The organism is Roseofilum acuticapitatum BLCC-M154 (assembly GCF_030068475.1).
GTDB classification, from domain to species: domain Bacteria; phylum Cyanobacteriota; class Cyanobacteriia; order Cyanobacteriales; family Desertifilaceae; genus Roseofilum; species Roseofilum acuticapitatum.
On record NZ_JAQOSP010000042.1, the window covers coordinates 29,387 to 43,569 of the forward strand.

General features: G+C 46.4%; 6 protein-coding genes and 1 pseudogene. 2 read left to right on the top strand and 5 right to left on the bottom strand.

Going from position 1 to position 14,183, the window contains the following annotated elements; all coding sequences use genetic code 11:
- The first annotated feature begins 7 nt into the window (after positions 1–7).
- Complete coding sequence (locus tag PMG71_RS06545) at positions 8–802, top strand: PilN domain-containing protein (RefSeq protein WP_283752853.1); 795 nt, start codon at positions 8–10, stop codon at positions 800–802.
- Complete coding sequence (locus PMG71_RS06550; protein ID WP_283752854.1) at positions 802–1,524, top strand: hypothetical protein; 723 nt, start codon at positions 802–804, stop codon at positions 1,522–1,524. Before PMG71_RS06545 ends, PMG71_RS06550 begins: the two co-directional genes overlap by 1 nt.
- A 42-nt stretch (positions 1,525–1,566) precedes the next feature.
- On the opposite strand, the gene PMG71_RS06555 is transcribed toward PMG71_RS06550, so the two are convergent.
- The 5 genes and pseudogenes from PMG71_RS06555 to PMG71_RS06570 all read right to left on the bottom strand — a co-directional run bounded on the left by PMG71_RS06555 (position 1,567) and on the right by PMG71_RS06570 (position 14,022).
- Entirely contained in the window at positions 1,567–5,145 is a 3,579-nt protein-coding gene (locus tag PMG71_RS06555; RefSeq protein WP_283752855.1) for a hybrid sensor histidine kinase/response regulator, read from the bottom strand.
- A gap of 232 nt (positions 5,146–5,377) precedes the next feature.
- Positions 5,378–6,463: a hybrid sensor histidine kinase/response regulator gene (locus PMG71_RS06560; protein ID WP_283752856.1), complete on the bottom strand. Its 1,086-nt coding sequence runs from the start codon at positions 6,461–6,463 to the stop codon at positions 5,378–5,380.
- A 150-nt stretch (positions 6,464–6,613) separates the two neighbouring features.
- Positions 6,614–7,816: an ATP-binding response regulator gene (locus PMG71_RS06565; RefSeq protein ID WP_430540999.1), complete on the bottom strand. Its 1,203-nt coding sequence runs from the start codon at positions 7,814–7,816 to the stop codon at positions 6,614–6,616.
- A 21-nt stretch (positions 7,817–7,837) separates the two neighbouring features.
- Positions 7,838–8,218, bottom strand: a pseudogene (locus PMG71_RS24090) (response regulator); the annotation flags it as partial.
- 80 nt (positions 8,219–8,298) lie between these two features.
- Positions 8,299–14,022: a PAS domain S-box protein gene (locus PMG71_RS06570; protein WP_283752858.1), complete on the bottom strand. Its 5,724-nt coding sequence runs from the start codon at positions 14,020–14,022 to the stop codon at positions 8,299–8,301.
- Positions 14,023–14,183 lie beyond the last annotated feature (161 nt).

The window sequence follows — 14,183 nt, forward strand, 5'->3', positions numbered from 1 at the left end:
AACACCCATGTATGGACTCGATATTAATTTCCTTAAGGATAGACCCGGATATTTAGAGACTCCCTCAACCACCCAAAAAGGAGGGGGAGGCAGTAGTGCAAGTCCCACAGATGCCCTACCCATTATTGTCGGTTTAGTGGTCGGTGCGGCGGCCGTGGGCGCAACCTTGGGTGTGAAAATGGCTATTTTTGACAAGCAAAATGGCGAGCTTCAAGCCCAGTTAGATGGCATCAATGCCAACATAGAACAACAAGCCTCGAAAGCCCAGGAAATTGAAGGGGTGCAAGCCCAAACGCAAGCCATTCGCGACCAAACGGGGTCTCTGGCCACGGTATTTAATCAGATTAAACCCTGGTCAGCTCTACTGCAAGAAATCCGCGATCGCGCCCCCGCTACCATTCAAATTAACACGGTTGAACAAATCGAGGTGCAACTGCCTGACCCCAATCCCCCTCCAGAAACCCCGAACGCAACCCTAGATGTCAAAGGGCTACGAATCGCCGGAACTGCCCGCACCTTTGATGATGTCAATGATTTTATGTTGCTGCTGAAAAACTCTGATTTTCTCGGTGGAGACCAAACACAACTCCTACGAGCAAGTCTGCAAGCGAATAACACTCAAGTTGAAGTGCCAGAAGGTAGTGAGATCGAAGTAAAGCTCCCGGATGTGGTCGCTTTTAACATTGAAACGCCCCTATCCGACAAAGGGGCATCGGAATTAATGGCCCAACTCGAAAGCAAAGGAGCCATTGGTTTAGTCAGTCGGATTGAAACCTTAAAACAAAAGGGGATTTTAGAATAATGACACTAGCAGGAGATTTAGGAACAGTTGGGGCTGAAGCCGAAGGTAAAGGCGGCAATCAAACGAATCTGTTTATCGGCATTGGTATTGGTGTACTGGGCTTAGGAATCGCTGGATTTTTAGCCTATAGCCAACTGCTACCGGCAATGCAAAAAAATCAGGAACTGCAAGCCGAAGTCAATGATAAACAAATTCAGGTTAAACAAGAGCAAGAACTGCAAAATCAGTTGCTGGCAGCCCAGGAAGACCAAGAGTTAGCCAAACAGCAAAGTGAGGAAATTAAGACCCTCTTTGCCGATGAAGCGTCCCTCGATACGCTGCTATTGGATATTAACCGCATTCTCAAGGAGCGGGGAGTGGAGTTAATTCAGTTTGAGCCAAATACTGACGGCATACAATTGGTCACCGATGGTTCTTTGGGAACCGATGTGGATGGTAAGCTCAGGAGCCGAGGGTATCGTCTGCAATTTTCGGGCACTTTCGATCAGACTCGTTTAGTATTGCTCAATATCGAACGACTGCAACCCTTATTAGTAGTTGAGTCCATGAGAGTCACCGTCGATCCATCCTCCCAAGAAGTTCGGTATCAAGGGGGCAATTTAGTGGCCCAGAATACGCCTAAGCTGACCACAGAAATGGAAATTAGGGCCCTATTGCCCGCAGATCTTCCCCCACCCGTTCCTGTAGAAGCAGCACCGGAAGCGGCTCCGGAAGGTGGTTAGATCCCTAAGCCTATTTTTGTCGGGGTGGACAATTGTCCGCCCCTACAGCATTCTGCGTAGATCTTCAAATAAGCGGTGTGCTTCTTCGATCTCAAAGTCTTCTAGTCGATCTTCGAGTTGGTGAATCTTCGGTTCTAGGGGAGTATCGATCGCCTCCTGCTTCAAATCATCCACCAAGGCGATCGCCTCAATCAAATCTGTCTCTAGTAACTCCAGAATCTCACCAATCAACTCAGCAATGCGCTCCCGGTTCCATTGCTTCTGCTGCTGAAGGTTATCGGGTAAATCTTGAATCCCCTCTAAAACGACCTCCAAAGCTTCTAGTAACCCTACCTTACCGAGCTGCAACTGTTCAATATTCAGAGTATCTAACTTTAATATCTCTTCAAGAGTAAGCGCCCAGACATACACCCGATCCGCACCAATATTACCCGCAGCTCCTTTCAAACCATGGATTAACTCTTGGGCAGGTAACCATTCTTGACGGCTAAGGGTTCCCTCGAAATCCAAGCCAAAGTCTTGATATTGCTGATAAAACAACTTCAGTAATCCTTGATACCCTGGCCAATTGCCTCCCATGCGCGATAAACCTACCTCAACATTAATCCCTGGTAGAGAGGGATAAGCCGGTTGCGGATTTTCAGTGAGGATAACCGGCTCTGAGGGCTGCTCAACTTCTTCTGTCACTGGAGGCTCATACATGCCTGGAGGAATCCAACGCACGAGAGCTGAGTATAACTGATTGAGATTGACGGGTTTTGCCACATGGTCATTCATGCCTGCGGCTAAACTTTGAGCGAGTTCCCGATCCATAACATGGGCAGTCATGGCAACAATGGGCACAGTGGCAAACCTTTCGCTTTCTAAATCTCCCTCTTTTGCCATTGCCCGAATCTCTCTCGTTGCGGTTAAGCCGTCTACTTCAGGCATCCGAATATCCATTAAAATTAGATCGAAAGCATGGCATAGCACCCGGTCGATCGCCTCTTGCCCATTGATTGCCCAATCTACTTTTAACCCCACACCCTGTAAGAGTTCCCGTGCAATTAAGGCATTTACTTCATTATCTTCAACGAGCAAAACCTGAGCGCCTTGGATCTGTTGCAATTGTTCCTCCAAACCCGAAGAGGATGCGATCGCTCGGTTAGCATCCAAAGGGAGAGTGTACCCCAAAACCATCATAATCGTCTCTAATAATTGGGAGCGATTAATCGGTTTGGTCACTAACCGATTGAGATCTAACCCAGGGGTCTCTTTGAGAATACGGTCTTCTGAATGAGCTGTGACCATCAAAATCTCTGGAATAGCGGCTAAATTAGGATTGGCTTCGATCGCTCTTAAGGTGTCCAAACCATTCATCTTGGGCATATAGGCATCAATTAAGACCAGATCGAAGGGGGTAGACTCTCTTGCCCTTTCTAAAGTGGCGATCGCCTCCTCCCCCGAACCCACTGCCATCGCTTGCAAGCCAAAAGAACTTAAGATCTTGATGAGCATCTCCCTAGAGAAGGGATGATCGTCAACCACCAAAGCCTTTAAACCTTCTAAATTGGCAATCTCCCAGGATTGAGAATAATCCCCCAAAGCGCATAGATAAGGAAACTCCAATTCAAAGGAAAAGGTACTGCCGTGATCGATCTCACTTTCAACCTGAATAACCCCCCCCATTAAACTCACCAGACGTTTACAAATTGCCAATCCTAACCCCGTTCCTCGATATTTACGACTAATAGAAGCATCGGCCTGAGTAAAGGCTTCAAACAGAGTATTGAGTTGATCGGGGGTTAAACCAATACCCGTATCCTGGACGGTAAACTTGAGCCTGACTGACTTTTCGCTTAAGGCTAAAGTTTCGATAGTAATCATCACGCAGCCCTGTTCGGTAAATTTGATGGCATTACTGGTAAAGTTAATCAAAACCTGACTCAAACGCAAAGAATCCCCCATTAAATAGCTGGGGACATTACTATCGACTTCAAACCACAAATCTAGTCCTTTTTCTTTGGACTTAAATGAAAACAGATTGTGCAAATTGTCTAAAATGGATTCTAACTGGAATGGAGTATTCTCTAACTGCATTTTTCCTGCTTCAATCTTAGAGAAATCCAAGATATCATTGAGTATGGATAATAAGGACTGTGCCGAACTCTGGATTTTCTTCAGGTAGTCTTTTTGCTCGTCATTTAAATCCGTTTTGAGAATCAAGTAAGCGAGACCTAAAACCCCATTCATGGGGGTACGAATCTCATGGCTCATCAGGGCTAAAAACTCACTTTTAGCGCGATTGGCATATTCGGCGGCTGCCTTGGCTTCTTGTAATTCTTGTTCGGCTCGTTTGCGATCGGTAATATCCACAGACATGCCAATAATCTGAGTCGGTTGTCCATTGGTATCATGGACAACTGTCGCATTGACTTCAAACCAAAAATAAACCGGATGGTCTAAATCTTCATTAACTAAAACTCGATGCTCAATTTGAAAAGATTCCCCTTCGGCGATCGCCCTTTGATTGGCTCGATCGAGCTTTTCCACATCATCGGGATGAATCATTGCCAAAGATTCTCGGTAAGAGAGTTCTGCTGGAATATCCGAATTAATCGTTGAAGAAAAATAGACCCGATCCGTGCCCAGATCCCTTCTCCAGGCGATCGCCTTCGATACCTCTAAAGCCAATAAAAGTTGGGTTTCCCGCTCTTGTTGTTCCCGTTCGGCTTGTTTGCGGGTGCTAATGTCTCGGAAAATGCCCTGAATTAAGGTGGCATCTTCTATGGTAATCACAGAAGTAGAAACATCAACGGGTATAAGCTTGCCGGTTTCACTTTGGCATTGTATATCGAAGAGTTGATAGATCTCTCGATGGGCGATCGCCTCAAATGCCTCTAGAGTCCTCTGTAATTCCTGGGGGGGAAACAAGTCACTCCAGTACATTTGGCACAGTTGCCACCGGTTATAGCCAAATAACGCTTCTGCCTTAATATTCACTTCCTCAATTTTGCCCTGGCGATCCATTAACACAATCGCATCCCCCGCTCCATCCATCAGCGCTCGATACCGAGCTTCCCGATTTTGCAAAGCCACTGTGCGCTCAATCACCTTATTTTCGAGGTCTCGATTCAGTTCTTCCAGCAGACGACTAGCCCGTTGACGCTCCAATTCTGCCCCGGCACGAGCGGCAAACACCCTCAGAATCTGTTCTGCCCACTGGGGATTTTTCAGAGGTTGGGTGTCTAAAATACAAAGGTTACCGATCGCCTCTCCTTGGCTATCATAGAGAGCAACACCCAAATAGCTCTCCGCAGAGATCTCCGTTAAATAGGGATCGTCGGGAAACTGCTGCTGAACCGATTCTATACAAACATAAACTCTCTTTTCGAGGCTTAATGCACAAGGGGTTTTGGCGATCCCATAGCTAAAATTCGGTTGCCGACTTTTCCCCCAAACCCCTAACGTGCAGAGTTGATCGTCAACTTTTTCAGAGACAATGGCATAACCCACCTGAAGTGCTTCACTCATATATTGAACCAAAGCCGGAAAAAAATCTGCTCCTGTGGTTCCAGCCGTTCCCATCACCAAATTATCTAGGGCGGTTTGGGTTTGTTTGCGCTCGGTGATATCTTGCATCAGGCCTAAAACATGTCAATTAAAAATTAAAAATTAAAAATTAAAAATTTGCTCAGTTACCCATTTTAATGAGTCTGGCTTGGAGATCAGTTGGCTTGCTGCGAGGCTTATACAGCCTCGCCTGTAGACCTATCTCTGCTATTATAGGTTAACTGAACCCAGCCCATAGTTCCATAGTAGGAAACCTGTCATCAAGTCTAACTCCCCCGCAATAATTGTTCATTGTTCATTGTTAATTAGGTAACGTAATCTTAAAAATTGAGCCTTCCGGTTGATTATCACTCACCTGAATTTTACCCCCATGAGCTTCCACCACCAACTTACAAAAGGCTAGACCTAAGCCAATTTGAGAAACTTCTGGTAAAACATTACCAATTTCGTATTGCTCAAAAATTTTCTCTTTTAGGAGTTCTGGCACACCCGATCCAGTATCAATAACCTCCAACGTTATTGAACCAGAAAGGGGAGCATTTAAGTTAATGATAATTTGACTCTCTGGGGGAGAAAACTTAATGGCATTAGAGAGCAAATTATCTAGCACTCGATGCATCATTGCTTCATCAATAGCTATATTTTTTCTCGGTTCTTCTGAACACAGAGGCACTAAAACTTGATTTCTATTGGCAGCGATAGGTTCAAAATTAGAGGCTGCTGAGTTCACCAGAACTGCTAGATCCATCTCTTGTAAATTTAGGCGCACCTTGCCCGATTCTAAGAGGGCAATTTTCAATAAATCATCAATTAAAGCTTGGAGAGATTGGGCTGAATTATAAATTTTATTGATTTTATCCTTTTGTTTTTCTGGACTATACTCTCGCCTTCTCAATAATTCCAAACCAAATAATACTCCTCCTAGAGGATTTCGCAAATCGTGAACCACCATTTTAACCATATCTTCCCGTAATTTAAGCAGGCTTTGCAGCTCGTCATACTGCTGCTTAATTCGCAGCATAGAAGAAACACGGGCACGAAGTTCTATCCCATTAACCGGTTTACTAATAAAGTCATCGGCTCCCGCATTTAAACACCGGGCTAGATCGGATTTTTCACTTAAAGCGGTGATCATAATAATGGGTATAACTTTCCATTTCGGCATCGCTTTAATTTGCCGACAAACTTCAATCCCATCGATTCCGGGCATCATGACATCAAGGAGAATTAAGCCTGGATCGTAGGTTTCTAGAGAATTCAGGGCCTCTTGACCATTAGCTGCATAGTGAAGATTATATTCTTCGTCATTCAGTAGGGTTTCAATGACATCAAAATTATCGGGTTCATCATCTACAATCAAAATCGAAAACTCATGGGCTACAGTCATTGGTCGATCCTACGGAGAAGAATTAGGGCATTATAAAGGACTTCATTAAGTGTATAGTTTAACAGATTTTTTCGCCAAAAGCGATGAGCTTGGCTTAATTTCTGAGAGAAAAACGTTATTATTAATACTTTTTATCCGTAACAATCGATTTCAAGATTTCTGAGTCTGCAAGAGTTCTTGAATCGTTAAAGCCAACTGCTTGAGCTTAATAGGCTTGCTTAAGTAATGATTGGCTCCTGCTTGCAAACAGCGATCGCGATCTTCTGGCATAGCCAGAGCCGTCAAAGCAATGATTGGTACATCAATGAAAGTTTTAACTTCGCGAATATACTGAATTGCCTCTAAGCCATCCATCCCCGGCATTTGAATATCCATCAAAATAGCATCGGGACACTCCGTCTTAGCCATCTCAATCCCATCCTGCCCATTTTTAGCAAATAAAACCTGATAGCCCTTCGCCTTCAGATAACTCGAAACCGTATGAATATTCGCCTCATTATCCTCCACCAACAAAATCCGAGGATGACTATTGAGGATTTTTTCCCGACTCTCCTCTTTACTGCGCTCCAACTCCACCCCCTCTTGCTTCAGAGCAGCATTCACACTCACACAAGGCAAATCCACCCGAAAACAACTGCCTACCCCCTTGTCACTTTGCAAGCTCACCCTACCCCCATGCAATTGGACTAACTGCTTCACCAAAGTTAAACCCAACCCCGTTCCCGCATACTTACGATTCAGGGAACTATCAATTTGCACAAAGGGCTGAAATAACTGTTTCTGCTCCTCCTGGGAAATCCCAATGCCCGTATCCTCCACTGTAATTCGCAGATACTCCTTCCCTTCACTCTCTTCATCTGCTTCCCCCTGAAGCAGATGGGCTGAAAGAATCACCTTGCCCTCTTCTGGAGTAAACTTCACCGCATTATTAAGCAAATTAATCAAAATTTGGCGAATGCGCCGTTCATCTCCCCATAAATCGGGTAAACCCTCTGAAAGTTGAGTCACTAATTCAATTTTCTTGTTATAAGCTTGAGTTTTCACTAGGGACAAACTCGAACGACATAAACTGCTGACGGCTATAGTTTCCCATTCCAGCTCAATCTTCCCCGACTCAATTTTGGCGACATCCAAAATATCATTAATCAATGCCAACAAATGGTTGCTACTGCGGGTAATGACCTCCAGGGATTTTTGCTGCTGGGGATTCACTTCCCCAAACACCCCATCTTGCAAGCCCTCCGTCATCCCCAAAATAGCATTTAGGGGGGTGCGTAGCTCATGGCTCATATTCGCTAAAAACTCATCTTTCAACCGGGTTACCCGTGCCAGAGTTTGATTTTTTTCCTGCAATTCCTTATTTAGATTCTGAAGCCGTAAATGACTTTTAATCCTTGCTTTAACTACACTATTATTAAAGGGCTTAGTAATATAATCAATCGCCCCTAATTCTAGTCCCTTGGCTTCATCTAAATCTTCATCCAGAGCCGTAATAAAAATGACTGAAATATTCGATATTTCTGGATCGGCTTTTAGCTGCATAAAGGTTTCATAGCCGTCCATCTTGGGCATCATCACATCCAGAAGAATTAAATCGGGATGGGGTTTTTTCTGTGCCATTTTGATCGCTCTTTCTCCAGTCGTGGCGGCAATCACTGCGTAGTCATCTTTCAGCACTTGGAAAAGCACTTGCAAGTTATCGGGACTATCATCGACAATGAGAATCTTCGGTTTAGGGGAATTTGGATGGCTCATAAAGGGTCAAGGCTTACTCCAGAGAACTGGGGGAATTCGCTAAGGTCGTTTGCATAGTGTATAGTAGATCCTACAATCTATTAAAAGTTCATTTCTCGATGGGCTAAAAGCTGCTCGATGGTGGTGACCAATTGTTTCAGTTTAACGGGTTTACTTAGATATTCATTGGCTCCGGCTTCTAAGGCCCGATCGCGATCGCCCTCCATCGCTAAAGCAGTTAACGCAATAATGGGAACCTCTACCAACTGGAGATCCTGACGGATTTTCTGAATCGCTTCTAAGCCATCCATATCTGGCATTTGAATATCCATTAAAATCATATTGGGCTGTTCTGAGGCGGCTAAAGCTACACCCTCTGAGCCATTTTTACCGATGCAGAGTTGATACCCTTTAGCTTTTAGATAGCTCGATAAAGTGGTAAGATTAGCTTCATTATCATCCACGAGCAAAATTAAGGGCGATTTGGACTCAGTAGCAGGGGAAAGGTTTCGATCCCGATCCAGTTCTGGGGGGAGATCAACCGGAGTATCGGGCCCCTCTAAACAAGGTAAATCAATGCTGAAACAACTGCCCAAACCCACTTTACTCCTCACTGAAACCTGACCCCCATGGAGTTCGACAATCTGCTTGACTAAAGCCAGACCTAATCCTGTACCGGTATACTTACGATTTAAGGCGCTATCGATTTGCACAAAGGGCTGAAAGAGTTTTTCTAGGTTTTCCGGAGTAATGCCAATGCCTGTATCGATTATGGCAATGCGGAGATAATGGTTGAGGGTTAATCCGGGATCTTGGGGCTGGCATTTCACTTCTGGATGCAGAGCCTCAATTTGGGAGATGTTCGGAAAACATAGGGTGGAGTCTGTATTCAAGGCCGGCTTAGGAGCAACTTTCAGCGTAATTTTCCCCCCTTCTGGGGTAAATTTAACGGCATTATTGAGCAGGTTAATTAAAACTTGGCGGATGCGGCGCTCATCGACCCACAGATCGGGTAAAGGGTTGGCGATCGCGGTTTCTAGGGTAATGCCTTTTTTCTGGGCTTGTTGTTTGACAAAGGCCAAACTGGAGCTACAGAGGGGAGCAACGGGGACGCGGCTATATTCGAGTTCGATTTTGCCCGATTCAATTTTAGCCACATCGAGAATATCATTAATCAGTTCGAGGAGATGGGAACCACTGCGCTCGATGGTGTCTAAGGCTTTGAGCTGTCGATCGTTAATTTCACCAAAGATTTGCTCGCTCAGTCCTTCAGCCATACCCAGAATGGCATTGAGAGGAGTGCGAAGTTCATGACTCATGTTGGCTAAAAACTCATCTTTGAGGCGGGTGGCGCGGGCGAGTTCTTGGTTGGTTCTGAGTAGTGCTTCTTCGGCAGCTTGGCGATCGCTAATATCCCGACAAACGCAGATTAAATAGCCCTTGTCTGTGAGGGTGAGGGAGAGTTCTTGGGCGAAGGGTTCCCCCTCACGCAGGGCGATGGTTTGGCCTCGCCAATGGCGATCGCTAGAGAGAGCCGGAAAGACTTGCTCTTCAAAGTATTGGATTTGTTCCGTATCATAGAGCTTGCGCCAACTTTGTCCGAGCAACTCTTGAGGATCGGTAAAGTTAAACAGGCTCAGGTGTGCCTGATTGACGAAGATATAGCGGTCATCTCTGAGGATACCGATACCATCGATCGCCGCCTCAATCGCAGCCATTTGTTGTTGCAGTCTGGCTCCGGCTTCTTTGCGATCGGTGATATCCCTAGCAGCAGCATAAATGAGATCTCCATAAGGACGCGATCGCCATTCAATCCACCGGTAGGAACCATCTCGGCAGCGATAACGGTTGGTAAAATTAATCAGCTCCTCACCTTTGCCTAAATTCACCATCGCTTCTAGGGTGCTGTCCAGGTCTTCCGGATGCACATAATCTAAGAACTTTTGGCCCTCTAACTCCGAGACTGGATAGCCCAAGGTTTTCTCCCACTGAGGGTTGAGGCGGATAAACTCACCCTCTAAATTGGCCATACACAGCAAGTCAAGGGCAAGGGAAAAGAAGCGGTCTAACTCTTGAGTGGTCTGCTCTAGGGCCGCCATACTGCGCTTGTAGTCGGTGATGTCTCGACAGACACAAATGAGCGTACCGTCTTCTGTCAGCGTGAGGGAGAGGTCTTCATCAAACGTCGAGCCATCTTTACGGGTGGCGATCGCCTCCCCTTTCCAAAAGCCTTGTTCGAGGAGGACAGGAAAGACTTCTTTTTCAAAGCGCTTGAGTTCTTGCTCAGAATACAACTGTCTCCAGCTTTGGCCGATCAGTTCTTCAGGGCGATCGTAGCCAAAGATCTGCACATGGGAGCGGTTCAAATATTCATACCTATCTCCCTTAAGCAGGGCAATTCCATCTACAGCCGCCTCAATACTAGCCAATTGTCTGGCGTTTTCTTCCTCCGTCTCCTGTCGCTGGCGCTCTAGGCGATAGCCTTCGATTAAGTTACTACAGGTAATCAGAAAGGGTTCTAACTCTTCTACAATCTGCTGATTGTAACCCTGGGGTCGATTGGCAATGCCCACCATTCCCAACAGGGTAGACCCACTGTAAAAGGGTAGACCTAAAAAGGCATTCAGGGGGGGATGACCATCGGGTGTGCCTCCCCGCCTAGGATCGGTTCTAGGACTGTTAGCAATTACCGGTTTTCCGGTCATGACAACCGCCCCAAACAGGGTATTCATATTGCCAAATTCCATCCCCTGTTCATAGTTTTGCTCGTAAAACTCCTGAGTCGCTCGATCCCAGGCAATATTGGTAATGCTGTGGGTTTTCACGTAGGGAACGCCCCGAATTTTGAGCAGAATTTCGTCACATTCAGGACGTTTTTCTAAGGGTGCTATGCCATCATCTCGAAATAGCACTTCACCAATAAAGCCATACTCACTATCGGTGAGTTCGAGTAAGTTAGAGAGCAGGCCTTCAAAGATGGTGAGCCGGTTACCTGCGGTGATAAATTGAGCTTGGGCGGTGCTGATGGCTCTCAGCAATTGGTTACTGCGAGCAAGGGCAAGTTCCGCTTGTTTGCGATCGCTAATATCCACCCGAATCGCCAGGTATTGAAAGGGTTTTCCCCCAGCATTCAGGAAGGGCACAATGGTGGTATCCATCCAATAGAGCCGTCCATCCTTCGCCCGGTTGCAAACTTCAGAGCGCCAAATCTCTCCCCTAGAGACCGTCTGCCACAGGTTTTGGAAAAATTCGGGGGGATGAACACCAGACTTGATCAGGCGGTGGGTTTGGCCAATAATCTCCTCTTGGGTATAGCCAGAAACTTCACAGAAGCGATCGTTGGCATAGGTAATCACCCCTTCGGCATCCGTAATCGCCACGATCGCCGCTTGATCCAACGCTAACTTAAAGTTGGCCAATTCTTGCATCAAGACTTGACGCTGCTGGGAGTCTATTTTAGCCTGGGTGATATCTCGGTTAATCCCAATCATCCGTTGGGGATTTCCCTGCTCATCTCGTTCCACAATGGCCGTGGCAGATACCCAGCGTACAGAGCCATCCGGATGCAAAACTCGAAACTCAGGATCAAACTTTTTCTCGCCTCTCAGGGCTGCTTCTAGAGCTTCACCAGCCATTGGCGCATCCTCTGGATAGAGGGCATTTTGCCACAGTTCCACTGTATTCGTAGGGTTCGAGGGGTCTAAACCATAGAGGGTATACATTCTCCGATCCCAGGTGAGCCGATTTTCCACCACATTCCATTCCCAAATGCCAATCTGGGCTGAAGAAACGGCTAGTTCTAGACGCTTGGATATCGTCCTAATTTTTAGGGTTCTTTCTGTTACTCGATCTTCCAGGTCTTGATTGAGTTCTTCTAGGGCTAACTGGGCCTGTTTGAGATCGGTTTCCATATGTTTGCGATCGCTAATATCCGTAATGCTGCCCACATAACCGATGACCTTGCCCTCACTATTGCGCTCGACTGTTGATTGAGCATATACCCAATAGATAGACCCATCGAGGTGTTGCAGACGAAATTCGAGTTCACAAGCACAATGATCCTTGACTCCATTAACCCAAATATTCTCCACTCGTTCGCGATCGTCTCGATGCACAGATGTGAGCCATCTATTCCCCATCAATGCGGTTCCTGCAAGTCCCGCTAATTCACACCAGCGCTGATTCACATAAACCCATTGACCGGTCTTATCCGCCCGAAAAACCCCGACTGGCAGGCTCTCTGCCAGACTTGCATATCGCTGCCCACTCTCGCGCAGTAAGCTTTCGGCTTGTTGTCTCTCCCTCAGTTCGACGGCCAGTTTTTGATGGGTACTGGCTTGTTGAATGGCGATCGCCAACTGCACCCCCACTTCTTCTAACAGGGACACCTCTTCCCCTGTCCAGTCTCGATAATCCTCACATTGATGACTAATCAGAAATCCCCAGGGCCCTTCCTCGAAGGTTAGGGGAATGACGAGATTGGCTTTCACCTGATATTCTTCTAATAAGTTCAGATAGCAGGGAGTATATCCGGCGGTATCAACATTGTTGACCACAATCGAGCGGTCTCTGGTCTGCTCTCCAAAACAACCGTCCTCGATCCAATTCCCCAAGCTAGTTCGCCACCGAGGAAGGGCGGACTCAGCAATAATGCGCCCATGACCCTCATCTTGAAATTGGCACACTACGACGCGATCGCAACTTAAAACCCGTCTAATTTCGCTAACGGCCACATCCAACACCTCTTGCAGATCCAGAGAATACCGAATCCGCTTGGCCATATCAGCCACCACCTTCTCCCGTTCCCGTTGCGCTTGTAGTTCAGCCATTCTCGCTTGTACTTGCTCTTCGAGTTCGCTGTTGCGCGACTCTAACAGCACGACTTTTTGGGCTTCTAGATGATTGACCTTATGTTCTAAGACTTCCACTAATTTGTAGAGTTCTAGGGGATTCAGCGCTTGCAACAGGCTGGTTTGAGTGACAATACCCAAGAGTTCCCCTTGCTCTCCGATCGCCACCACTCGCTGGATCAAGTGCTTTTCCATGATTTGCTGCACTACCCATAGGGAGTCCTGGGGTTTAACCGCAAAAATAGGACGGCTCATTAAGTCCTCCGCCAGGTACTGTTTAAAATGAGGATAAAAGCTATGAAATTGAACCAGGTCTCGCTCAGTGATTATGCCCACAGGAATGTCTAAGGAACCGGTGGCAGTGTGCCTATTTTCTACAATCACCACCGAACTGACTCGATGGCTTGCCATCAGTTGGGAAATTGCTAGTAATGAGGTTTGGGTAGTAGCACAAATGACCTGGCGACTCATGACTTCTTGCGCTTCTCGCAGACGCAACAGATCGATGGGGCGCGAGATCTGGCGTAAACTTTCATGGGTAACCAGTCCGACTAACTGTCCGCGATCGTCTAGAATAGGCAGATGCCGAATCCGATGCTGCTTGAGCAGGTTGATCGCGAAAAAAATATCGGTAAATTCTTCTTCTTTAATGGTAACGACGGAGGGACTCATCACCTGTTCAACCCGCAGATAGGCCAGGGGCTGATCTTCGGCTAGTAAGCGTACCATATCCCGTTCGGTGAGAATACCCATCACCTTTTGGTTGTCCACTATGACAACACAACTGGAAGTAGCTTCTAAATGGAGTTGATGGTGTTGATTGTCTTGAGTGCGCTCGGTTTCACAGGACAAATGGGTAGCGCTCATTTTAGAGATGGCCTCCCGCACATTGGTATTAGGAGATACCACGATCGGGTTTCTAACAATGGCTAACTTCAGTTGGATGGGGTCTAGAGCGGTTTCAGAATTTAACATTCATTCTGTTTTTGGGTTTTATCTCTATTATGAACGATCGTCTGGGAACTTAAAAGGACAGAGATCGCACAGAGATGATGATCCAGTTCTCGACCTTTGTTCAGATCGAGAATTGAGGATCAACCCAGAAAGAAAGCATGTATGATGAAAATCTAGAAAAA

Bases quoted from the DNA above. Each gene is read 5' to 3' on its own strand.
- PMG71_RS06545 (WP_283752853.1), top strand. From the start codon at position 8: ATGTATGGACTCGATATTAATTTCCTTAAGGATAGACCCGGATATTTA.
- PMG71_RS06550 (WP_283752854.1), top strand. From the start codon at position 802: ATGACACTAGCAGGAGATTTAGGAACAGTTGGGGCTGAAGCCGAAGGT.
- PMG71_RS06555 (WP_283752855.1), bottom strand. From the start codon at position 5,145: ATGCAAGATATCACCGAGCGCAAACAAACCCAAACCGCCCTAGATAAT.
- PMG71_RS06560 (WP_283752856.1), bottom strand. From the start codon at position 6,463: ATGACTGTAGCCCATGAGTTTTCGATTTTGATTGTAGATGATGAACCC.
- PMG71_RS06570 (WP_283752858.1), bottom strand. From the start codon at position 14,022: ATGTTAAATTCTGAAACCGCTCTAGACCCCATCCAACTGAAGTTAGCC.